At 62.2% G+C, this 23764-nt stretch carries 21 protein-coding genes and 1 other RNA gene; 19 read left to right on the forward strand and 3 right to left on the reverse strand.

Annotated elements, in window-relative coordinates; translation table 11 throughout:
* Positions 1–89: 89 nt before the first annotated feature.
* Positions 90–2078: a transketolase gene (gene tkt / locus G473_RS0118425; RefSeq protein WP_154667461.1), complete on the reverse strand. Its 1989-nt coding sequence runs from the start codon at positions 2076–2078 to the stop codon at positions 90–92.
* A 338-nt stretch (positions 2079–2416) separates the two neighbouring features.
* Between tkt and G473_RS0118430 the strand changes: the two genes are divergently transcribed.
* From G473_RS0118430 to G473_RS0118445, 5 genes are all read left to right on the forward strand, one after another.
* Entirely contained in the window at positions 2417–2698 is a 282-nt protein-coding gene (locus G473_RS0118430) for a DUF4164 family protein (RefSeq protein ID WP_029014312.1), read from the forward strand.
* Between the two features lies 1 nt (position 2699).
* Positions 2700–3032 (forward strand): cell division protein ZapA, encoded by a 333-nt coding sequence (locus G473_RS0118435; protein ID WP_029014313.1) that lies wholly within the window; start codon positions 2700–2702, stop codon positions 3030–3032.
* A gap of 13 nt (positions 3033–3045) precedes the next feature.
* A non-coding RNA gene (gene ssrS / locus G473_RS29995) (6S RNA) lies at positions 3046–3205 on the forward strand.
* A 91-nt stretch (positions 3206–3296) separates the two neighbouring features.
* On the forward strand, positions 3297–3935 hold the full coding sequence (locus G473_RS0118440; protein WP_245580123.1) for a 5-formyltetrahydrofolate cyclo-ligase: 639 nt from the start codon (positions 3297–3299) through the stop codon (positions 3933–3935).
* 19 nt (positions 3936–3954) lie between these two features.
* Complete coding sequence (locus G473_RS0118445) at positions 3955–4800, forward strand: TIGR00282 family metallophosphoesterase (RefSeq protein WP_029014315.1); 846 nt, start codon at positions 3955–3957, stop codon at positions 4798–4800.
* Between the two features lie 69 nt (positions 4801–4869).
* Here the strand turns inward: G473_RS0118445 and trpE are convergent, their stop codons facing one another.
* Positions 4870–6381 (reverse strand): anthranilate synthase component I, encoded by a 1512-nt coding sequence (gene trpE, locus G473_RS0118450; RefSeq protein WP_029014316.1) that lies wholly within the window; start codon positions 6379–6381, stop codon positions 4870–4872.
* A gap of 7 nt (positions 6382–6388) precedes the next feature.
* Positions 6389–8275: a SurA N-terminal domain-containing protein gene (locus tag G473_RS0118455; protein WP_029014317.1), complete on the reverse strand. Its 1887-nt coding sequence runs from the start codon at positions 8273–8275 to the stop codon at positions 6389–6391.
* A 240-nt stretch (positions 8276–8515) separates the two neighbouring features.
* Between G473_RS0118455 and tpiA the strand changes: the two genes are divergently transcribed.
* The 14 genes from tpiA (at position 8516) to bluB (ending at position 23754) form a co-directional block, all read left to right on the forward strand.
* Positions 8516–9271 (forward strand): triose-phosphate isomerase, encoded by a 756-nt coding sequence (gene tpiA / locus G473_RS0118460; protein ID WP_029014318.1) that lies wholly within the window; start codon positions 8516–8518, stop codon positions 9269–9271.
* Positions 9272–9424: 153 nt separating this feature from the next.
* Positions 9425–9757: a preprotein translocase subunit SecG gene (secG, locus tag G473_RS0118465; RefSeq protein ID WP_029014319.1), complete on the forward strand. Its 333-nt coding sequence runs from the start codon at positions 9425–9427 to the stop codon at positions 9755–9757.
* Positions 9758–9982: 225 nt separating this feature from the next.
* Positions 9983–11611 (forward strand): CTP synthase, encoded by a 1629-nt coding sequence (locus G473_RS0118470; RefSeq protein WP_029014320.1) that lies wholly within the window; start codon positions 9983–9985, stop codon positions 11609–11611.
* A 105-nt stretch (positions 11612–11716) separates the two neighbouring features.
* The gene (gene kdsA / locus G473_RS0118475; RefSeq protein WP_029014321.1) at positions 11717–12553 is read left to right on the forward strand and encodes a 3-deoxy-8-phosphooctulonate synthase; all 837 of its coding nucleotides are present in this window, start codon (positions 11717–11719) and stop codon (positions 12551–12553) included.
* A 260-nt stretch (positions 12554–12813) separates the two neighbouring features.
* Positions 12814–14094, forward strand: coding sequence for a phosphopyruvate hydratase (gene eno / locus G473_RS0118480; protein ID WP_029014322.1), 1281 nt, complete (start codon positions 12814–12816; stop codon positions 14092–14094).
* Between the two features lie 163 nt (positions 14095–14257).
* Entirely contained in the window at positions 14258–14599 is a 342-nt protein-coding gene (locus G473_RS30000) for an FtsB family cell division protein (RefSeq protein WP_210163346.1), read from the forward strand.
* A 202-nt stretch (positions 14600–14801) separates the two neighbouring features.
* Complete coding sequence (gene pdhA / locus G473_RS0118490) at positions 14802–15818, forward strand: pyruvate dehydrogenase (acetyl-transferring) E1 component subunit alpha (RefSeq protein WP_029014324.1); 1017 nt, start codon at positions 14802–14804, stop codon at positions 15816–15818.
* A 26-nt stretch (positions 15819–15844) separates the two neighbouring features.
* Positions 15845–17218, forward strand: coding sequence for a pyruvate dehydrogenase complex E1 component subunit beta (locus tag G473_RS0118495; RefSeq protein ID WP_029014325.1), 1374 nt, complete (start codon positions 15845–15847; stop codon positions 17216–17218).
* Positions 17219–17236: 18 nt separating this feature from the next.
* On the forward strand, positions 17237–18544 hold the full coding sequence (locus G473_RS0118500) for a pyruvate dehydrogenase complex dihydrolipoamide acetyltransferase (protein WP_029014326.1): 1308 nt from the start codon (positions 17237–17239) through the stop codon (positions 18542–18544).
* 239 nt (positions 18545–18783) lie between these two features.
* Complete coding sequence (gene lpdA, locus G473_RS0118505) at positions 18784–20184, forward strand: dihydrolipoyl dehydrogenase (RefSeq protein WP_029014327.1); 1401 nt, start codon at positions 18784–18786, stop codon at positions 20182–20184.
* A gap of 381 nt (positions 20185–20565) precedes the next feature.
* Positions 20566–21573 (forward strand): endonuclease/exonuclease/phosphatase family protein, encoded by a 1008-nt coding sequence (locus G473_RS0118510; RefSeq protein WP_029014328.1) that lies wholly within the window; start codon positions 20566–20568, stop codon positions 21571–21573.
* Between the two features lie 39 nt (positions 21574–21612).
* On the forward strand, positions 21613–22608 hold the full coding sequence (gene lipA, locus G473_RS27740; RefSeq protein ID WP_035707702.1) for a lipoyl synthase: 996 nt from the start codon (positions 21613–21615) through the stop codon (positions 22606–22608).
* A 56-nt stretch (positions 22609–22664) separates the two neighbouring features.
* Positions 22665–23096: a type II toxin-antitoxin system RatA family toxin gene (locus tag G473_RS0118520; protein WP_029014329.1), complete on the forward strand. Its 432-nt coding sequence runs from the start codon at positions 22665–22667 to the stop codon at positions 23094–23096.
* Entirely contained in the window at positions 23089–23754 is a 666-nt protein-coding gene (gene bluB, locus G473_RS0118525; RefSeq protein ID WP_029014330.1) for a 5,6-dimethylbenzimidazole synthase, read from the forward strand. Before G473_RS0118520 ends, bluB begins: the two co-directional genes overlap by 8 nt.
* The last annotated feature ends 10 nt before the right edge of the window (positions 23755–23764 follow it).

The raw sequence follows: 23764 nt of genomic DNA on the forward strand, positions 1-23764 counted from the left end.
TTGCATGCTTGATCGCGACTGAAAACGCGAAACGGCGCCATGGTTGCCCATGGCGCCGTTTCCGTCACCCCCGATAGGGGATGTGCTTCTTACAGCCGTTCCTTCGCCGCCTTCACGATGGCGTCGGCGGTGATGCCGAAATGCTCGTACAGTTCCTGATAGGGGGCCGATTCACCGAAGCCGGGCATGCCGATGAACACGCCCTTCTCGCCGATCCAGCGATCCCAACCGAACCGCACCATCGCTTCCACACCGATGCGCAGGCCATCGCCCAGCACGGCCTTCTGATAGGCCTCGGACTGTTCGGCGAACAGTTCCCAGGACGGCATGGACACCAGGGCCGTCGGGATGCCTTCAGCTTCCAGCTTTTCCCGGGCGTGATAGGCGATTTCCACTTCCGAGCCGGTGGCAAGCAGGGTCACCTTGCGGGGGCCGCTGGCTTCCCGCAGGACATAGGCGCCCTTGGCGGTCAGGTTCTCGTCCGTATGGTCGACACGCATGGTGATCAGGTTCTGGCGGGTCAGCGCCATCACCGAGGGGCGGGTCTTGGCATCCAGGGCCACTTCCCAGGCTTCAGCCGCTTCCACCGCATCGGCCGGGCGCAGCACCAGCAGGTTGGGGATGGCACGCAGGGCCGGGACATGTTCCACCGGCTGATGGGTCGGGCCGTCTTCGCCCAGGCCGATGCTGTCATGGGTCATGACATGGATGACCCGCTGCTTCATCAGCGCGCCCAGGCGGATGGCCGGACGGTTATAGTCAGAGAAGGCCAGGAAGGTGCCGGAATAGGGGATGACGCCGCCATGCAGGGCCATGCCGTTCATGATGGCGGCCATGCCGTGCTCGCGCACGCCGTAATGGACGTAACGACCGTTCCAGTCATTTTTCTGCACGGCCTTCGCCAGCGCCTTGACGCGGGTATTGTTGGACCCGGTCAGGTCGGCGGAGCCGCCCATCATTTCCGGCACCAGCGGGACGATGACGTCCAGCGCATTGCCGGAAGACTGGCGGGTGGCAATCTTCGGCTTGGTTTCCGACACGGCCTTCTTATGGGCGTGCAGGGCGGCACGCGCCTCCGCCGGGATGTCGCCGGCGATGGCGGCCTTGAAAGCCAGACGGTTTTCGGAGCGGGCGAGGCGCTTCACCCAGGCATCGACCGTCGGATGGCCACGCTCACCAGCGGCGCGCCAGGCGGCCAGGATGGCGTCGGGGATCACGAAAGGCGCATGCGGCCAGTTCAGCGCCTTGCGGGCGCCTTCGATCTCGGCAGCGCCCAGCGGGCTGCCATGGCTGCCGGCGGTGTTCGCCTTGGTCGGCGCGCCATAGCCGATGGTGGTGCGGCAGGCGATCAGCGACGGCTTGTCGGTCGTCTTGGCCGCCTCGATGGCCTTGGCGATGGCAACCGGGTCATGACCGTCAACGGCCGACACATCCCAATTATAGGCGCGGAAGCGGGCCTGGACATCTTCGGTGAAGGACAGGTCGGTGGAACCATCGATGCTGATCTTGTTGTCGTCCCACAGAACGATCAGCTTCGACAGGCCCAGATGGCCGGCCAGCGAGCAGGCCTCGTGGCTGATGCCTTCCTGCAGGTCACCGTCGGACGCGATGACATAGGTATTGTGGTCGACCAGATCGTCGCCGAAGCGGGCATTCAGGATGCGCTCTGCCATGGCAAAGCCGACGGCGGTGGAGATGCCCTGGCCCAGCGGGCCGGTCGTCATCTCAATCCCGCGGGCGACACCATATTCCGGGTGGCCGGCGGTCTTGCTGCCCATCTGACGGAAGCGCTTGATCTCATCCAGCGTGATGTCGTCATAGCCCGTCAGGTACATCAGGCTGTACTGGAGCATGGAGCCATGACCGGCAGACAGGATGAACCGGTCGCGGTCGGCCCAGTCGGGCCGCTTGGGGTCGAACTTCAGGAACTGGGTGAACAGCACCGTCGCCACATCGGCCATACCCATCGGCATGCCGGGATGCCCCGACTTGGCGGCTTCCACCGCGTCCATGGACAGGGCGCGGATGGCGTTGGCGAGATCGGCGTGGGACACGCCGGCGGTCAGATCGGACGACATTGCGCGAGGGGCCTTTCCTGGGTGCGGGGCCTTAATCCGTGGGCCAGGCACCATTTTTTGAAGTCGCAACCACAACACCAGGCACCCGCAGCCCCGGTCCGGCATGCAAGCGCCCTTATCAACGGCGGGAAATTGCGTCAGGCGCCCCGTCTGGTCAAGGGACAGGCAAGCATGGCGGCTGTGCCCATCCGGGAGCCGGATAGAACTGGGTTCCCCACCCCTCATGGCCGTATGGCGTTGGCCGTTATTGACGGCACGCAACCGCCCTCATACTGTCAGCGTCGATGTCCGGTTGGCTGAGGCCACCAGTACCCTTGCCCGCAAAGAAAGTTTGGAACGTGGACCGCCTGACCACAGCCTTGCAGCGTCTGGATACGGCCATCGGCCATCTGGACCGGGCCCTGACCAGTCGGTTGGAAAAACTCGACAGCGCCGGCCCTGCCGCCGATCCGGCCCTTCTGGCCGAGCGGGAACGGCTGGAGACGGAGAATGCCCGCCTGACGGCGGAGTTGGAAAAGGCCCGGATGGGCGAGCGGCAGGCCCAGGACCAGACCCGTGCGGTCAAGGCCCGACTGGACGCCGCAATCACACGCCTGCAAGGCGTGTTGGAGGAAAATTGACATGCGGCGGGTTGATTTCACCCTTAATGGACGCAGCCATTCACTGAATTGCGAGCCGGGGCAGGAGAAGCGCGTTGCCGAACTGGCGTCCTATATCGACCGGCGGCTGACCGAAATCACCGGTGGCGGTGGCGGCAACGACGTGCAGAACCTGCTGGTCACCTGCATGGTCCTGGCCGATGAGCTGATGGAAGCCAAGGCAGAACTGGCTGGCCGTGGTCCGGTCCGCGCTGTTCCGGCGGACACAGCGCGCGACGATACAGTCGTGGTTGCTGCCGTCGATGGTTTGGCAAAACGTATAGAAGACATTGCAGCGCGGCTCGAACGCGCCTAAATAGATATCAGGAAGTAGGCTGCCTGGTGCGTCAGGTCGCTTTATCCCCGGGGCCGATAATCATTTCCTCGAGGGGGCTGTCCCTACCGGCGCCGTGGTGCCGGCATATGGCTCCCACCTGCTTGTGCAGGTCACGAGGGATAGCACACGCCAACGGCCAAGGCGGCCTTCTTCCGCTCAGTTTTCCAGACCAGCCTGATCTGGCTGGTCTTTCTTGGCTGGTTAGAGCACCGGCCCTTCCCAAAGCAGGATGAAGCGCGCGCCATGACGCCCGAAACTGCCGCAAGCCCCGACGCCGCCCTGTTGGCAGAGGAGGTGGAGGCAGTAGCCGCCCTTAAACGGGAGGCGCGGCGGGAAGCACGCGCACGTCGCGCTGCTTGTCATGAAATGGCGGGGGAAGCGGCGGGCAAGGCCGTGGCCTCGCATCTTATGACCTTGTTGCCACAGATTTACGCTGGGACAGCCACCATTGGCGGTTACTGGCCGAAGGGCGACGAACTGGACCTGCGTCCGGCCCTGGCCGACCTGTCGGGGGCTGGGTACGAAACCTGTCTGCCGGTTGTGTCCGGGGTGGCGTGGCCACTGCTTTTTCGCCTCTGGCGGCCGGGACACCCGCTGGTGCCCGGCGCATTCCGGATCATGGAGCCGATGGCCGAGGCCCCGCTGGCTCAGCCTTCCATCGTGCTGGTGCCCTTGCTGGCCTTTGATGCTGATGGCTGGCGCCTGGGGTATGGCGGTGGCTTTTACGACCGAACACTGACTGTGCTGCGGGAAGAGGCGCCGGTCATCGCGGTCGGCGTCGCCTATGCCGGGCAGGCTGTGCCCAGCGTGCCGCGCGATGTTTATGACCAGAAGCTCGACTGGCTTGTGACGGAGCAGGGTGTCACCCAGTTCTTGAGATAAAAAATTAAGGAATGTTTTTATGCGTTTGATTTTTCTTGGAGACATCGTTGGTCGGAGCGGGCGGGAAGGTGTGCTTCGCCACTTGCCCATGTTGCGCGACCGGCTGAAGCCGGACTTCATCGTGGTCAATGGTGAGAACGCGGCTGGCGGCTTCGGCATTACCGAGAAGATCGCGCAGGAACTGTTTGCTGCCGGGGTGGATTGCGTCACCCTGGGCAATCACGCCTGGGACCAGAAGGAATTGCTGTCGCAGATCGACCGCATGCCCCAACTGGTGCGACCGATCAACTTCCCCGACGGCACGCCGGGGCGGGGATATACCGTGCTGCCGGCCAAGAACGGCCGGCACAAAGTTCTGGTCATCAATGCCATGGGCCGTGTCTTCATGGACCCGCTGGATGATCCGTTCCCGCCGGTGGAGAAGGTATTGCGTATCCATCAGCTTGGCGGTGCCCGCATGGGGCCGGCGGGGGTGGACGCCGTGATCATGGATTTCCATGGTGAGGCCAGCTCAGAAAAGATGATCATGGGCCATATTCTGGATGGCCGCGCCAGCTTGGTGGTGGGCACCCATTGCCATGTACCGACGGCGGATCTGCAGATCCTGAACGGCGGCACGGCCTACCAGACCGATGCTGGCATGTGCGGTGATTATGACACCGTGATTGGCATGAAGAAGGAAGCAGCCATCCATAAGATGCTGCGCAAGATTCCGGGCGAACGCTATTCACCGGGTGAGAATGACGCGACCGTCACGGTTTGCGGTGTGTTTGTAGAGACGGATGACCGGACCGGCCATGCCAAGCGGGCAGAACCGATCCGTATCGGTGGCCGGTTGGGCCAGTCTATCCCCACGCTGGCCTGAGCCATCGACACAAAAAAACCGGGAGGCTTTGGACCTCCCGGTTATCTTTAAACGGCTATGGGGCGCTGGTTAGCCCTGCCGTTCCTGGGCGAAACGCACGGCTTCTTCAGCCGCTTTGAACAGGGCCTTGGCCTTGTTCACCGTCTCCTGATACTCGGCTTCCGGGTCGCTGTCGGCAACAACGCCGCCGCCAGCCTGCACATGCATCACCCCGTCCTTCAGTACGGCGGTGCGCAGCGCGATACAGGTATCCATGGTGCCATTGGCGGCGAAATAGCCGATGCAGCCGCCATAGATGCCGCGCCGCGTCTTCTCCAATTCGTCGATGATCTCCATTGCCCGCACTTTCGGCGCGCCAGAAACCGTGCCCGCCGGGAAGCCCGCCACCAGCGCCTCAATCGGCGTGAATTTCGGGTTCAGCTTGCCTTCGACGTTAGAAACGATGTGCATGACGTGTGAGTAATATTCGATGGTGAACTTCTCGGTCACCGTCACCGTGCCGGTCTGCGAGACACGGCCCACATCGTTGCGGCCCAGGTCCAGCAGCATCAGATGTTCTGCCAGTTCCTTGGGGTCGGACAGCAGGTCTGCCGCCAGTTCCTTATCTTCCGCCGCGTTCCGGCCGCGCTTGCGCGTGCCGGCGATGGGGCGGATGGTGACGGTATCGTCACGCAGCCGCACCAGGATTTCCGGGCTGGAGCCGACAACGGACAGTTTGCCGAAATCCAGGAAGAACATGAAAGGGGAAGGGTTCAGCCGCCGCAGCGCGCGATAGAGCGCGAAGGGGGGCAGGGCGAAGGGAACGGAGAAACGCTGGCTGGGCACGACCTGGAAGATGTCGCCGGCGCGGATATACTCCTTCGCCTTCTCCACGATGCTATAATATTCCTGAAGCGCGGTGTTGGAGCTGGGCGGCGGCAGTTCCTCCACCTCCATCACCGTTTCATGCGCCATCGGCACCGGGCCTTCCAGATCGGCCACGGTTTCCGCCAGCAGCGTCAGGGCTGCCTGATAGGCATCGGCAGCGCTGCGGCCGGGCAGGGGCCGCACCGGGGTAACCACCGTGACGACATTTTCGATCCCGTCGAAAATGGCCATCACGGTTGGCCGGATCATGATGCTGTCATCAATATCCAGCTCATCCGGGTTGGTGTCCGGCAGCTTTTCCATCAGCCGGACCATGTCGTAACCCAGATAGCCGAACAGCCCGGCCGACATCGGCGGCAGTTCCGCTGGCAGGTCGATCCGCGATTCCTCCAGCAGGTCGGCCAGAACCTTGAGCGGATCACCATCGCAGGGGGTGAAGCTGCTATCCGGGTTGGCCGCATCCCGGTTGATGGCGGAATGCGTGCCCCGGCAATGCCAGATCAGGTCCGGCTTCAACCCGATCAGGGAGTAGCGGCCCCGCACGGAACCGCCCGTGACCGATTCCAGCAGGAAAGAGTTGGGACGCCCGCGCACCAGCTTCAGCATGGCGGAGACGGGCGTATCGAGATCGCTGACCAGCCGTGTCCAGACGACTTGTGGGGTGCCGGCTTCGTAAAGGCTGGTAAAGGCGCTTTCAGTCGGGAAGGTGCGCACGGACGCCTTACTCCTGCGGGCGATATAGGGAATCGACGAGGCTGCGGTTGATCACCACACCGTATTTGGCGCGCAGGCCCGCCATATACTCGGCCAGCAGATCGGAGGCCAGAGCCTGATTCTGGTTGCTGGACAGCATGGCAATGGCGGTCGCGGCCTGGGCCGTGGCCGGATCAGCCGGGATCACTTCAACCAGTTTGGCAACAACCTGGCCGGTCTGGCTGGCGCCGGTAGCAACCGTATCCGGCTTGGCGGCGAACAGGGTTTCCAGCACCGAAGCCGGGATGGCGGTCGTGCCACCGGCACGGCGCGTCGGCTCGGTACGTTGAACCAGGGCACCGGTGATGCCGGCGGCGGCTTCCTGCGCCGTTGCGCCGTTGCGCAGCTTCTCGGCCACTTCTTCAGCCCGCTTGGCGGCGGTGGCGGCCTTCTGCTCGGCCTGCCAATCGGCCAGCACGCGGCCACGGACATCAGCCAGTGGACGCAGGGCGGACGGGATCACATTTTCTACCTGTACGGCGAAGAAGGCATTGCTGCCGGCTTCCGCCACACTGCCGGTCTGCCCGGCGGGAAGCGAAAAGGCATTAGTCAGGATGGTCTCGACGGCCGGCAGGTCGGCACCTTGCACATTGCCATCCATATCACGGCCCTGATTGTCGATACTGGACAGGGTCACAATCCGGCCACCCACGGCCTTTACCGCTTCGGCCAAAGGCGTGCCGCCTGCCAGTTCGTCCTCCAGCTTGGTGGACAATTCATACAGACGGTCGATCGACTTTTCCTGGCGGACCTTGGCTTCCACCTCAGTGCGCACATCTGCCAGCGCGCGGGTGCCGCCGCCCTTGATGTCGGACACCACGAAGACATGGAGACCGAAGGCGCTTTCAACCGGGCCACCGGCCTTGCCCTTTTCTGCGGCGAAGACCGGATCGGCCAGTTCGGGCGGCAGATCGGCCTTCTGCACATCGGCCAGATCGACAGCTTCGGTCTTGGCAGCGGCAGCGGCCTGCTGGATGGTCTTGCCACCATTCACGGCCGCCAGAACGCTGTCGGCGGCGGCCTTGTCGGCCACCACGACCTGGGTCAGGGAGCGGCGTTCCTGGGTAATATATTCATTGGCGTGGGTATCGTAATATTCCTGCGCCTCTTCATCGCTCACCTCGATATCCTTGGCCAGCGCCGCCGCTTCCAGCAGGGCGATATTCAAGGTGCGATATTCCGGCGCGGTGTAGCGGGCCGCCTTTTCCTGATGGAACTGCGTCAGCACAGCCTCATCCGGTGCCGGGGCATCGGGCATCGCGGTATTGGGGATGGTCACCAGATCGAAACGGCGCTGTTCTTCCCGGTGCCGGAAAAGCGCTTCGGCCAGCGTGCGCGGCACCGTGGCACCGGCAGTGATGGCGCCGGCCATGTCGCCCTGGGCGATATCGGCGCGCACCTGCTCGACGAACTGCTGTTCGGTGTAACCGTTCTGCTGCAGCAGGGCGCGCATCAGGTTCACATCGAACTGGCCCAGGCCGCCCTGGAAGGCCGGCACCTTGCGAACCATCTCGGCCACCGTCTCATCGGCGACCCGGATGCCGGCATCGTCGGCTGCCTTGTCCAGCAGCGCGCGCTGGATCAACTGTTCCAGGGCCCGGTCGACCAGACCGAACTGACGGGCCTGGGTTTCGTTGAAGTCCGGCCCCAGCACCTGGCGCATATTGTTGAACTGGGCGCGGAATTCGCGGTCCAGCTCCTGCGGGCTGATGCTGGTATCGCCCACCTTGGCGACGCCGCCTTGAACCCCGCGCGTGATATCACCAATACCCCAGACAGCGAAGCTGATGATCAGGGCGACGAACAGGATCTTGACGACCCAGGAGCCAGCAGTGCTGCGGATGATCTGAAGCATGGGGTGACGCTAAGGTTCCGTATTGCGGGGCGCGGGAGCGCGCTTGGCCTCACAGCCGATGCTGAAAGGCGGGGCATCATAGGGAAGGCATCGGGGTGGGGCAAGTCCGGGGGGCGGGCGGGGGGCTTGTCCCGGCGTCAGATTTCAATTTGGAACATTGGCTGTTACACCAGCCTTACAACCCGGTGAAAAGCCGCAAGGCCGATAAACGGCCAGAACAATATAATGAGGATATTGAAAATGACCGGAAGACGTTATCTGATCGCCGGCAACTGGAAGATGCATGGCCGGTTGCAGGATGGGACGGCGCTTGCCCAGGCGCTGGCTGAAAAGCTGGGCCCAAATGGTGACCCGCGATTCGAGATACTGGTCTGCCCGCCCGCCACGATTCTATCCGCCGTGAGCGCGGTTGGGGAGAAAACCGCGCTGCTGACGGGCGGACAGGATTGTCATGCCGCCCCGCAAGGGGCGCATACAGGCGATATTGCGGCGGAAATGCTGGCCGACGCCGGGGCCGGCTATGTGATTGTTGGCCATTCTGAGCGGCGGCAGAATCACGCGGAAACCAGCGCGCAGGTGAAGGGTAAGGCCGCCGCCGCCCTGCGGGCTGGGCTGAAAGCCATTGTCTGTGTCGGTGAAACCCGTGAGCAGCGTGACGCCGGACAGGCGGCGGAGATTGTGGCAGCGCAAGTGGCGGGGTCGGTGCCGGAAGGTGCCACTGCCGATAATTGTGTGCTGGCCTATGAGCCGGTTTGGGCAATCGGCACCGGGTTGACACCGACCATTGCCGACATTGCAGCCATGCACAGCATGATCCGGGAAAAGCTGCGGGGGCTGGTGGCTTCGCCCGAGGCGGTACGAATCCTTTATGGCGGTTCTGTTAAAGCCTCAAATGCGGCTGAAATCCTGGCAATTGACGATGTCGATGGTGCCCTGGTCGGCGGTGCCAGCCTGGATGCAGGGTCATTCTGGGCCATTGCGCAAGCCTGCCGTTAGCACTTCGCTATGGCATCGTCGGCGCTTAGCTTGTAAACAGACCGCCGAGCTTATGACGAGCAGGTGGCCGGCTGCTCCCGCCAGGGAGCGGCTGGTATGTTCATGTGTGAACATCGCCTGCCGTTCCGCATCGGTATTCAAGGAAGTGTTGGGATGCAAGAGGTAGTCCTGGTTGTGCACCTGCTGATCACGCTGGCGCTGATCGGCGTGGTGCTGGTGCAGAAGTCGGAAGGCGGCGGCCTGGGCATCGGTGGTGGCACGATGGGCGGTTTCATGACCGCACGCGGCAGCGCCAACCTCCTGACCCGCGTGACCGCCATCCTGGCGGCCATCTTCTTCTGCACCAGCATGATTCTGGCCATCATGGCCGGAACCAAGGGTGGTGGGGACAGCATTTTCGACCGCGTGCCGGCACCGGCCGCTGTTGAACAGCCTGCTGAGCAGCCGGCTACCCCGGCGCAGCCGTCGGTTCCGGTCGGCCAGTAACGCCGCGGGCCCCGTTCCGGTCGGTGCCCTGGCACCGGTGCGGCAGGCAAAAGAGGCGGCAGACATGCCGCCTCTTTCCGTTAGGGCATGGATATGATGGACTGGGGGCTTGGCCCCTTATCCCGGAGAACAGGTGGGGCGGGGTTGTGATCATCCCGGCTCGCCGCGAGTAGAGATTGGGCCAACGGCCCAAGACCATTGGCACGGACGCAAGGTTAGGGTTCCATGACGCGCTTCATCTTCATCACCGGCGGTGTGGTTTCGTCCCTCGGCAAGGGCTTGGCCTCCGCAGCCCTGGGGGCGTTGCTGCAGGCGCGCGGCTACAAGGTCCGCCTACGCAAGCTGGACCCGTATCTGAATGTCGATCCGGGCACGATGAGCCCCTATCAGCACGGCGAAGTGTTCGTGACCGATGATGGGGCGGAAACCGACCTGGATCTGGGCCATTACGAGCGTTTCACCGGCGTTCACGCCACCAAGTCCGACAACATCACCACGGGCCGTATCTATTCCAACGTGCTGGCCAAGGAACGCCGGGGCGACTATCTGGGCGCCACCGTGCAGGTGATCCCGCACATTACCGACGCCATCAAGGAATTCATCGCCGCCGATCTGGATGGTGAGGATTTCGTGCTGTGTGAGGTGGGCGGTACCGTTGGCGATATCGAATCACTGCCCTTCCTGGAAGCCATCCGCCAGTTTGGCAATGATTACGGCCAGGACAAGGTGCTGTTCTGCCACGTCACCCTGGTTCCCTACATCCCGGCGGCGGGTGAGCTGAAGACCAAGCCGACCCAGCACTCCGTGAAGGAACTGCTTTCTGTGGGTATCCAGCCGCAGATGCTGCTGTGCCGTGCCGACCGCGACATTCCGGAGAATGAGCGGCGCAAGATCGCCCAGTTCTGCAACATCCAGAAGGAACGCGTCATTGCCGCCCTGGATGTGGACAATATCTATCAGGTGCCGATCTCCTATCACGAGCAGGGCTTCGATAATGAAGTGCTGAAATATTTCGGCATGCCCGCCGAGGGCGCGCCGGACCTGTCGCGCTGGGAAGAGATCGTCCGCCGGGTGCGCAATCCGGAAGGCACCGTGACCATCGCCGTGGTGGGCAAATATACCAGCCTGCTGGATGCCTATAAGTCCTTGGGCGAGGCGCTGACCCATGGCGGCATCGCCAATCATGTGAAGGTCAAGCTGGACTGGATCGATGCCGAAATCTTCGAGAGCGGTGAAGCGATCCAGCGCCTGGAAGGCGTGCATGGCATCCTGGTGCCGGGCGGCTTCGGGGAGCGTGGCACGGAAGGTAAGATCCGTGCGGCCCAGTTCGCCCGTGAGCACAATATTCCCTATTTCGGCATCTGCTTCGGCATGCAGATGGCTGTGATTGAGGCTGCACGCCATATGGCCGGTCTGCCCCATGCCGGTTCCACCGAATTCGGCAAGCCGGACCCGGCCGTTGTCGGCCTGATGACGGAATGGGTGCAGGGCAACCAACTGGTCAAGCGCCAGGAAGGTGGCGATCTGGGCGGCACCATGCGCCTGGGCAGCTATAACTGCCACCTGACCGCTGGGTCCAAGGTGCGGGAAATCTATGGTGCTGACGATATCGTTGAACGCCACCGTCACCGCTATGAAGTGAACATCAATTTCCGCGAACAGCTTGAAAAGTCGGGGCTGAATTTCTCCGGCCTTTCGCCGGATGGCATCCTGCCGGAGATCGTGGAGTTGCCGAACCACCCCTGGTATATCGGCGTGCAGTTCCACCCCGAACTGAAGTCCAAGCCGTTTGATCCGCATCCGCTGTTCACCAGCTTCATCGCCGCGGCCATCGCGCAGAGCCGGCTGGTATAAAGCCAGAATATTCAGATCACGGCCGGGGAGGGGGAAACCTTTCTCCGGCCGTCTGGTTTTCAGCCCTTCGCTTTCCCATATCCGGGTTCAAAGGAGAGAGTTTCCATGAACCGCACCGTTAAAGTCGGCCCGCTTTCCATCGCCAATGACAAGCCGTTCACGCTGATCGCCGGCCCCTGCCAGCTTGAATCGCGTGACCATGCCATGACCATGGCAGCGGCCCTGGCGGAGTTGACGGCCAAGCTGGGGATCGGGTTGATCTATAAGACCAGCTTCGACAAGGCCAACCGCACCTCCGTTTCTGCGCAGCGCGGTCTGGGCATGGATAAGTCCCTGCCGATCCTGGTGGAAATCCGGGAGAAATTCGGCTGCCCGGTGCTGACCGATATTCACAGCGCCGATCAGTGCGCGCCGGTGGCGGAAGCGGTGGATGTGCTGCAGATCCCGGCCTTCCTCTGCCGCCAGACCGACCTGCTGCTGGCCGCCGGTGAAACGGGCAAGCCGATCAATGTGAAGAAAGGCCAATTCCTGGCGCCGTGGGACATGAAGAATGTCGCCGCCAAGATCGCGTCGACCGGCAACCATAATGTGCTGCTGTGCGAGCGCGGGGCCAGCTTCGGCTATAACACCCTGGTCAGCGACATGCGCTCCCTGCCCATCATGGCGCAGACGGGATATCCCGTTGTGTATGATGCCACCCATTCCGTGCAGCAGCCGGGCGGGCAGGGCACCAGCAGCGGTGGCCAGCGGGAATTCGTGCCGGTTCTGGCCCGTGCCGCCATTGCCATCGGTGTTGCAGCCGTGTTCATGGAAACGCACGAGAACCCGGATTGCGCCCCCAGCGACGGCCCCAACATGGTGCCGCTGGACCAGATGGAAGGCGTCCTTTCCACGCTGGTGGCTCTGGATCGGATCGCAAAAGCCAATCCTGTTGTTCTCTGATTTTTAATCCCAATAATCGAAACAAAATCTCGCAATTTGGGATTTAATAATGGCGGGTATTGTCCATGTCGTGGACTGCCCGGCATTCAATTCTTTATTGCCGGCGCAAGCCTGTTGCTTTCATGGCTGTTGCGCAAGGACGAGGGCGAATGGCGATGGCTATCCCCCAACCGCCCCCTTGCCCTGAACGACGCTGGACGTTATCCCCTTCCCACGCACCAGAAATGGTTGATGCGATCCGAAAAGGAAGAGGGCCTCCCATGTCCGCCATTATCGACATTCACGCGCGTGAGATCCTGGATAGCCGCGGCAATCCGACCGTTGAGGTTGAGGTTCGGCTTGAATCCGGTGCTTTCGGCCGCGCTGCCGTTCCGTCGGGCGCGTCCACCGGCGCGCATGAAGCCGTTGAGCTGCGCGATGGCGACACGTCCCGTTACCTGGGCAAGGGCGTGCTGAAGGCGGTTGAGGCCGTCAATGGTGAGATTTTCGACACGCTGGCCGGTCTGGAATCCACCGATCAGGTCGCCATCGACCAGGCCATGATCGATCTGGACGGCACGCCGAACAAGGCCCGCCTGGGTGCCAATGCCATCCTGGGTGTGTCCCTGGCCATTGCCAAGGCATCTGCCGATGAGCTGGACCTGCCGCTTTACCGCTATGTCGGTGGCGCGAATGCCCGCATCCTGCCCGTGCCGATGATGAATATCATCAATGGCGGCGCCCATGCCGACAACCCGATCGACATCCAGGAATTCATGGTCATGCCGGTGGGCGCGGAGACCTGTGCCGATGCCATCCGCGTTGGCGCTGAAATCTTCCATGCCCTGAAGAAGAAGCTGAAGGCCGCCGGCCACAACACGGCCGTGGGTGATGAAGGTGGCTTCGCCCCGAACCTGTCCTCTGCTACCGAGGCGCTGGACTTCATCATCGCTGCCATCGGCGATGCTGGTTACAAGGCTGGTGAGGATGTGCTGCTGGCGCTGGATGCCGCTTCCACCGAGTTCTTCAAGGGCGGCAAGTACGAGCTGGAAGGTGAGGGCAAGAGCCTGACCCCGGCCGAGATGGTCGCTTATTGGGCCGATCTGGTTTCCAAGTACCCGATCGTCTCCATCGAAGACGGTATGGCCGAAGATGACTGGGAAGGCTGGAAGCTGCTGACCGACACCATCGGTTCCAAGGTGCAGTTGGTGGGCGACGATCTTTTCGTCACCAACCCGGCCCGTCTGTCTGACGGCATTGCCAAGGGCGTTGGCAACTCCATCCTGGTGAAGGTCAACCAGATCGGCACCCTGACGGAAACGCTGGAAGCCGTCCGTATTGCCCAGAATGCCGGTTACACCGCCGTTCTGTCGCACCGTTCGGGTGAGACGGAAGATGCGACCATCGCCGATCTGGCGGTGGCGACCAATTGCGGTCAGATCAAGACCGGTTCCCTGTCGCGTTCTGACCGGATTGCCAAGTACAACCAGCTGATTCGCATTGAGGAAGGTCTGGGCGGCGCGGCTGCTTATCCCGGTCGCGCGGCGCTGAAGCGCGGGTAAGGCGATTTCCACTCCTTTCGGGGTGGTCTTGCTATGTCATTCGGGCGGCCCAAATGGGCCGCCCGTTTTATTTTGCCCTTGTTTGATGATGACAAGATAAGGTCATGCAACCGGATTAAAAATCCCGTTGACCATTCTACCTGCCCCATGATTCCATTCGGTCATGTCTACGATACGTCATCTCCGCTCCGCCCTTCTCCGTGCCCTGCGTCAGACAGTCGGTCCCCTGATCGGTGTCTGCGTCGTGGGGTATTTCGCCTATCACACAGTTCATGGTGATCGGGGCCTTGTGGCGCTGACCCACCTGCAGAACGAAGTGGCCGAGGCCCAGGCGACGCTCACCCAGGTTCGGGGGGAGCGGGAAGAGCTGGAGCGTCGTGCCAACCTGCTGCGCCCAGACCATCTGGACCCCGATCTTTTGGAAGAACGGGCGCGTGCTGTACTGAACTATTCGCATCCTGATGAATTAATTATTTTGCTTCCACGCCGGCCTGCTACGCACTGAGTGCAGTTCACCCCCGACCAAGGTCGGGTAAGTCCATGAAATAGTAGCGATTAACCTGAATTTGGATAACCGGAATTTTCTCATATAAAACAGTATATTGCACTGCACTCACCCTTGCCATTGGGTGCAGGTGGGGTTAGGTCTAGGCTTCGCAGATGCGATGCAATGGCGCATTGCACACCCGTTTATCTGGGAGGAGCCAGTGGCAGTCACGAAGCGCCGCACCACTCGGTCCGCGGCCCCCGCCGCCCCGACCCTGCCGAGCAAAGAAGAGCTGATCCGGTATTACCGTGAGATGCTGCTCATCCGCCGTTTCGAAGAGAAGGCGGGCCAGCTCTACGGCATGGGTCTGATCGGTGGTTTTTGCCATCTCTATATCGGCCAGGAAGCTGTTGTCGTCGGCATCCAGTCCTGCATGACAGAAGCCGACAGCGTCATCACCAGCTACCGTGACCATGGCCATATGCTGGCCTGTGGCATGGAGAGCAAGGGCGTGATGGCGGAGCTGACCGGCCGTGCCGGTGGCTACTCCAAGGGCAAGGGTGGCTCCATGCACATGTTCAGCCGTGAGAAGAAATTCTACGGCGGCCATGGCATCGTTGCCGCACAGGTGCCGATCGGCGCCGGCCTGGGCTTTGCCCACAAGTACAACAAGGATGGCGGCTTCAACGCCTGCTATATGGGCGACGGCGCCATCAACCAGGGCCAGGTCTATGAGACCTTCAACATGGCCGCCCTGTGGAAGCTGCCGACCCTGTTCGTGATCGAGAACAACAAGTACGCCATGGGCACCGCCCAGGCCCGCGCCTCGGCCGGTGAGTTGTTCCAGCGCGGCAGCGCCTATGGCATTCCCGGCAAACAGGTCAACGGCATGGACGTTTTGGAAGTCCGCGCCGCCGCCCATGAGGCGATTGAATATATCCGCGCCGGCAACGGCCCGGTGATCCTGGAAATGCAGACCTACCGCTATCGCGGCCATTCCATGTCCGATCCGGCAAAGTATCGGACGAAGGAAGAGGTCAACAAGATGCGGTCGGAAAGCGACCCGATCGACAACCTCAAGAAGCTGCTGCTTGAACAGGGTTATGCTGACGAGGAAAGCCTGAAGGTCGTCGATCGCGAGGTGAAGGATATCGTCACCGAGGCGGCCGATTTCGCCACCACCAGCCCCGAGCCCGATCCGTCCGAACTGTGGACGGATGTTCTCGTGGAAGCCTGAAGTCTGCCGTCACCGGAGGATAGAATATGCCCGTACAGGTCCTGATGCCGGCCCTGTCGCCGACCATGACGGAAGGCAAGCTGGCCAAGTGGTTGAAGAAGGAAGGCGACACCGTGAAGAGCGGTGACGTCCTGGCCGAGATCGAAACCGACAAGGCGACCATGGAAGTGGAAGCCGTCGATGAAGGCACGCTGCTGAAGATCCTGGTGCCGGAAGGTACCGAGAATGTCGCCGTGAACACCCCCATCGCCAGCATTGGCGAAGAGGGTGAAAGCGCGGAGACGGCTCCCGCCGCGGCCGCGGCCAAGCCGACCGAGGTGAAGCAGGAAGCCACGGTTTCCACGCCTTCCACCCCGGCCCCGGTTCCGCCCCAGGCCAAGGCACCGGAGAGCGACGAGGATAAGTACTTCAAGGACGTCAAGACCCAGACCGTGCGTGAAGCCCTGCGCGACGCCATGGCCGAGGAAATGCGCCGCGATCCGACCGTCTTCCTGATGGGCGAGGAAGTGGCCGAATATCAGGGCGCCTATAAGATTTCCCAGGGCATGCTGCAGGAATTCGGTGCCGATCGTGTGATCGATACGCCGATCACCGAGCATGGTTTTGCCGGTCTGGCTGTGGGTGCGGCTTTCGGCGGTCTGCGCCCGATCGTGGAGTTCATGACCATGAACTTCTCGATGCAGGCCATCGACCACATCATCAATTCCGCTGCCAAGACGCTGTACATGTCCGGCGGTCAGATGGGCTGCCCCATCGTGTTCCGCGGCCCCAACGGTGCCGCCGCCCGCGTGGGCGCGCAGCACAGCCAGGATTACGCTTCCTGGTACGGCCATGTGCCGGGCTTGAAGGTGGTCGCCCCCTACAGCGCCGCCGATGCCAAGGGCCTGATGAAGGCGGCGATCCGTGATCCGAACCCGGTGGTGTTCCTGGAGAACGAGATCGTTTACGGCCACAGCTTCCCGGTCCCGACTGATCCGGACTTCATTGTTCCGATCGGCAAGGCCAAGGTGGTGCGCGCCGGTACGGATGTCACCATCGTCACCTATTCCATCTGCGTGGCCCATGCACTGGCCGCCGCCGAGACGCTGGCCGAACAGGGCATCAGCGCCGAGGTGATCGACCTGCGCACCATCCGCCCGCTGGATGTGGAAACCGTGATGGCCAGCGTGAAGAAGACCAACCGTCTGGTCGCGGTGGAAGAAGGCTGGGCCTTTGCCGGCATCGGTTCCGAACTGGCCGCGCTGGCGATGGAACATGCGTTCGATTATCTGGATGCGCCGGTCGTCCGCGTCACCGCCAAGGATGTGCCGCTGCCCTACGCGGCCAACCTGGAAAAGCTGGCCCTGCCGCAGCCGCATGACATTGTGGATGCGGTCAAGTCCGTCACCTACAAGAAATAAGGCAGAGGGGATCAAGATATGCCGATCGAAATCCTGATGCCGGCCCTGTCGCCGACCATGACGGAAGGCAAGCTGGCCAAGTGGGTGAAGAAGGAAGGCGACGCGGTGAAGTCCGGCGATGTTCTCGCTGAGATCGAAACCGATAAGGCGACCATGGAAGTGGAAGCCGTGGACGAAGGCACGCTGGGCAAGATCCTGGTTGCCGAAGGGACTGAGGGTGTGGCGGTGAATACCCCCATCGCCGTCATCCTGGAGGAGGGCGAGGACGCCTCTGCCATCGGTGCGCCCAAGGCGGCCCCCAAGGCTGAAGCAGCCCCCGCCCCGAAGGCAGAGGCTGCGGCACCCACCGCCGCCCCGGCCCCGGCAGCCAAGCCGGCTTCTGCGGCCACGGGTGACCGCGTGTTCGCCAGCCCGCTGGCCCGCCGCTTGGCCTCCCAGGGTGGTCTGGACCTGAAGGCTGTTGCCGGTACCGGCCCGAATGGCCGTATCGTCAAGGCCGATGTGGAAGCGGCCCTGAAGGGTGGTGCGCCCAAGGCCGCCGCGGCACCCGCCGCCGCTGCCCCGCAGGCAGCCGCCCCGGCCCCTGTCGCCGCCGCAGCGGCACCCAAGGGCATTGATGCCAAGGCGTTGGCTGACAAGCTGGGCATGAAGTACAAGGTTCTGCCCAACAGCGGCATGCGCAAGACCATCGCCAAGCGCCTGACCGAAGCCTGGCAGACCATCCCGCACTTTGGTCTGGCCGTCGATTGCGAGATCGACAACCTGCTGAAGCTGCGCGCCGAACTGAACGCGAAGTCGGGGGAGAAGATCTCCGTCAACGATTTCGTGGTCAAGGCGGTGGCCATTGCGCTGGCCCGCTTCCCGGCGGCCAACGTATCCTGGCACGAGGATGGCATTCTCCAGTACGAGAATGTGGACGTCTCCGTCGCCGTTTCCACCGATGGCGGTCTGATCACCCCCATCGTGAAGAACGCCGACCGCAAGGGCCTGGCCACCATCTCCGCCGAGGTCAAGGAACTGGCGAAGAAGGCCAAGGAAGGCAAGCTGAAGCCGGAGGAATTCCAGGGCGGCACGTTCTCCGTGTCCAACCTGGGCATGTTCGGCATCAAGAGCTTCACCTCCATCATCAACCCGCCGCAGAGCTGCATTCTGTCGGTCGGTGCGGGTGAGAAGCGCCCGGTGGTCAAGGGCGACGCGCTGGCCATTGCCACCGTCATGTCCCTGACGCTCACCGTTGACCACCGTTCAGTCGATGGTGCCGTGGGTGCGGAGTTCCTGAAGCTGCTGAAGGGCCTGATCGAAGACCCGATCACCCTGATGCTGTGATGTGGAGTGGGAGCCCCTGTTGGGCTCCCACCGTTCCTACCGTCATCCCGGCGACAAGCCGGGATCCAGGGGCCAAAGGCACTACGGTAGGGTTTTCCGATCAAAGCTGCTGAAACGTTGGGCTTGTGGCCCCTGGATCCCGGCTTATCGCCGGGATGACGGAGGTGGGGTGGGTGTTGGTTGAGGCAAATGGCCTCCCATTGCCGATCTCCTGTGCCCTGACACGAAGGACCAAGATCATGGCCGAGAATTTCGACCTCATCGTCATCGGTGCCGGCCCCGGCGGCTATGTCGCCGCCATCCGCGCCGCCCAGTTGGGCATGAAGACCGCCGTGGTGGAGCGTGAGCATCTGGGCGGCATCTGCCTGAACTGGGGCTGCATCCCGACCAAGGCGCTGCTGCGCTCCGCGGAGATCGCGCATTACATCCAGCATTCCCAGGCCTACGGCATCAAGGTCGAAGGCAAGGTGACGCTGGATGTGGACGCCATCGTCAAGCGCTCCCGCGGCGTGGCCAACCAGCTTTCCGCCGGCGTCAAGGGCCTGCTGAAGAAGAACAAGGTCGCCGTCCTGGACGGCTCGGCCAAGCTGCTGGGCAAGGGCAAGATCGCCGTCACGGCCAAGGATGGCAAGGTGACGGAGGCCGAGGCCAAGCACATCATCATCGCCACCGGTGCCCGCGCCCGCGTGCTGCCGGGCCTGGAGCCCGACGGCAAGCTGGTCTGGACCTATAAGGAAGCCATGGTGCCGACGGCCACGCCGAAGAGCATGCTGGTTATCGGCACCGGTGCCATCGGTGTGGAATTTGCCTGCTTCTACAAGGCGATGGGCGTTGACGTGACCCTGGTTGAGGTGCTTGACCGCATCCTGCCGGTGGAAGACGAGGAAATCAGCGCCTTCGCCGCCAAGGCCTTCACCAAGCAGGGCCTGAAGATCAAGACCGGCGCCAAGGTGGTGAAGCTGGACCGCCACGCCGACAGCGTGACGGCCCATATCGATGTCGCCGGTAAGGTGGAAACGGTCACGGTTGACCGCATCATCTCCGCCGTTGGCATCGTCGCCAATACCGAAGGGCTGGGCCTGGAAAATACCAAGGTCAAGCTGGACCGTGGCCACATCGTCAATGACGGCTATGGTCGCACGGATGAGCCGGGTGTTTATGCCATCGGTGACGTGGCTGGCGCCCCCTGGCTGGCGCACAAGGCCAGCCATGAAGGCATCATCTGCGTGGAGAAGATTGCCGGCCTGCCGCATGTCCACACGATGGACAAGACCAACATCCCCGGCTGCACCTATTCCTTCCCGCAGGTGGCGTCCGTTGGCCTGACGGAAGCCAAGGCCAAGGCCGCCGGGCATGAGGTGAAGGTCGGTCGGTTCCCGTTCATCGGCAATGGCAAGGCCATCGCGCTGGGCGAGCCGGAAGGTCTGGTCAAGACCGTGTTCGACGCCAAGACCGGCGAGCTGCTGGGGGCCCACATGATCGGCGCCGAAGTGACCGAGTTGATCCAGGGCTACACCATCGGCAAGACGGCGGAACTGACGGAAGCGGAGTTCATGCACACCGTGTTCCCGCACCCGACGCTCTCGGAAATGATGCACGAGGCGGTGCTGGCCGCTTACGGTCGCGCCATCCATTACTGATCAGCGCGTTATTAGCAGTGCTGAAAGGGCGGCCACATGGCCGCCCTTTTTGTTTCCTGGCTTAATCCCGGATTGGGCTGGTTACGACATCGGCCGTTGTGCTGACCGCCGTGGCGGCCACATCGACGGTCGTTCCCACCACAGAGGCGGCTGTGCCGACAACGCTACAGGCGGATAATGGCAATACCATTAATCCAGCAAGAGCAAGTACGTAGAATAGCCGCATTTTTCTCCACCTTTCTTGTGCCTTACGCGCTTCACTTGGTTCGCCCTATCACTTCCCACGCACTGGCTTACGAGCTGTGCCGACCGGGATGAGGGGCGCTTTGGGATCTGCTATGAGGTTTCCACTTGTTTGTGCCTTATTGTGATCGGGCTGCCATGAAATTCTCTTTACGTTCCCTTTTGCTTACGGTTGCATGGTTTATAGCGGCGGCCCTTTTCTTCACCAGTCTGCCCCTGTGGGGGGAGTCCTCAATCTCCCTTCTGGCACCGCTGGAGCATTTGCGTATCGGCTATCTTTTTGTGGCCGCTGTATTGCTGACCCTATGCCTTGTTGTACGCTCATTGTCGCTGGGCGTCTTTGTTGGGATTATTACGGCGCTTAATCTTTGGTTTGTGGTTCCCACCCTTAGCGGTGGATCGCGCAGCGCGGGCGGGCCGGTCCATTTCAGCCTGCTGCATGCCAATATCTGGTACGACAATGCGACTCCCAGCCAGACAGCGGACATGATTAATCGGGAAGCACCGGATATCGCGGTGCTGCTCGAAACTTTCGAATATTTTCAGGGTGGTTGGCTGCCCAGTGTGAAGGGGAATTGGCCTTATCGTGCCCTGTGCGGTGATAGTGCCTGCGCCAATATGATCCTGTCCCGTTGGCCGATCACCCTGATTGGGGAGAGGAGCCCCTGGCGGGACGGTGTGTCCTTTCCGGCCATGTTGGCCGTGCGGGTCCATCATCCGCAAGGCGATTTTACTCTTGTGGCCGCCCATCTGAAGCAGCCTTTCGCCCCGGTGCTTCAGATGGAGGAAGCCAAGTGGTTGGCGCAGTATCTTAAAAATCTTCCACAACCAATTGTGCTAACAGGGGATTTTAATTCAGCACCTTGGTCTCCTCTCATCCGCGAGCTGGAGCGGGATGCCGGTATCAGCCGCATCGCCCATACCGGCCCAACCTGGCCGTCGGGCCCGCTCACTTACGTGGGCATCCCGATTGACCATATATTCGGCGGACCGGGGGTGGCGGCGTCTTCAGTTCGCCGTCTGGCTCCCTTCGGTTCTGATCATCTGGCACTGAAAGCGGAGATTGAACTGAGCCCAGCCCCGGCTGGCCCTGCGCCCCTTGCGGGGGAGGGTGGCGACACGCCGCGCTTGGTTCCCACGCCCTGAGGCCTTATCTTTCACGTAACCAATTCAAGGTCGTGCGTGATGTCTATTGAAGAGCCCCGTATCCGCCATCCGGAAAAGGCCAAGCGCCCGGACAACCCGATCCAGCGCAAGCCGGAATGGTTGCGCGTCAAGGCGCCCACCAGCCGCGAATATGCCGAAACCCGCGATTTGATGCGCGGGTTGAAGCTGCATACCGTGTGCGAGGAGGCCGCCTGCCCGAATATCGGGGAGTGCTGGAAAAAGAAGCACGCGACCTTCATGATTCTGGGCGCGATCTGCACCCGCGCCTGCGCCTTCTGCAATGTTGCCACCGGCAAGCCGCTGGCCCTTGATCCGCATGAGCCGGAGAAGGTGGCAGAGGCCGTGGGCGGCCTGGATCTGGAACATGTCGTCATCACCTCGGTGGACCGTGACGATCTGGATGATGGTGGGGCCGACCATTTCGCCCGTACCATCCGCGCCATCCGCAAGACGGCCCCCAACACCACGATCGAAATCCTGACGCCGGACTTCATGCGCAAGCCCGGTGCCGTGGAGACGGTGGCAGAAGCCCGTCCGGACGTGTTCAACCACAATCTGGAAACCGTGCCGCGCCTTTACCCGTCCATCCGGCCGGGTGCCCGCTATTTCACGTCGCTGGCCCTGTTGCAGCGGGTGAAAGACGTTGATCCGTCGATCTTCACCAAGTCCGGCATCATGGTCGGCCTTGGGGAGACGAAGGAAGAGGTCGGGCAGGTGATGGATGATCTGCGTGCCGCGGATGTCGATTTCCTGACCATCGGTCAGTATCTGGCGCCGACGCCCAAGCATGCGCCGGTGGATCGGTTTGTCACGCCGGATGAATTTGCCTCTTATGCAACCATTGCCCGTGGCAAGGGTTTCCTGATGGTGTCTTCCAGCCCGCTGACCCGCAGCTCCTACCATGCCGGGGATGATTTCCGGAAGTTGCGGGCCGCGCGGGAAGCGAAGCTGGCCGGACAGGTGCCGGTGATTGATATTGTTGCCATGGCGACGGCCGGCATTCCGGCGGAATGAGGTTGCGCCAGCATTGCGGCTGGTCTTACAGGGATTGAACGGAGCAACGCCAACCGATGCCGACTCATGCCGAACGGCGTGTACTGCCTTACACGCCGCAACAGCTTTATGATCTCGTCGCCGATGTGGAGCGCTATCCGGAGTTCCTGCCCTGGGCGGTGGCCTGCCGCATTCGCAAGAAGCAGGATAATGTGATCTGGGCCGATCTGGTGATCGGTTTCAAGCTGATCCGGGAGCGGTTCACCAGCAAGGTGACCCTGCACCCGGAGAAGCTGGCGATCCATGTGGAGTATGTTGAGGGGCCGTTCCACCACCTCAATAACCATTGGGTGTTCGAGCCGCATCCTGAAGGCTGCACCGTCGATTTTTATGTCGACTTCGAATTCCGCAACAAGGTGCTGCAGACCATCATTGGCGCCCTGTTCAATGAAGCGGTGAAGCGCATGGTCGCGGCCTTTGAGACACGCGCCAAGCAGCTCTATGGCTGAGGCGGCTGGGGGAAAGGCGCAGGCGCCGGAATTCGATGATGAATTCAGGCGCCGTTTCCGTGATTTGCTGGCTTGGCGGCGGGATGTCCGCCATTTCCGGCCCGATCCTTTGCCATCCGGCCTGCTGGAACGGTTGCTGACCGATGCCGAGCTGGCGCCCAGCGTCGGGTTGAGCCAGCCCTGGCGCTTCGTCATCGTGGAAGACGCGGAACGTCGCGCCGCCATCATCGACAATTTCACCACCGCCAATGCCGCCGCCCTGGCCGATCAGACCCTGGCCGGGCAGGGGGAAAATTATGCCAAACTGAAGCTGGCGGGGCTGCTTGATGCGCCGGTGCATCTGGCGGTCTTCGCTGTGCCCGACCCAGACCAGGGCAAGGGGCTTGGCCGGCGAACCATGCCGGAGACGGTGGATTACTCCGTCGCCATTGCCATACACACGCTTTGGCTGGTGGCGCGCGCCCATGATATCGGGCTGGGCTGGGTTTCAATCCTGGAGCCGGAAACCATCCCGGCGGCACTGAATGTGCCGGCGGAATGGCATTTCATCGCCTATCTATGCCTTGGATATCCGGTCAGTGAAGAGCCATCGCCCGAACTGGAGCGGGCCGGATGGGAAAGGCGCCGCGCTGCTGCGGAACATTGGCTGCGGCGTTGAGGGGCTGGGG

The organism is Niveispirillum irakense DSM 11586, assembly GCF_000429645.1.
Lineage (GTDB): Bacteria > Pseudomonadota > Alphaproteobacteria > Azospirillales > Azospirillaceae > Niveispirillum > Niveispirillum irakense.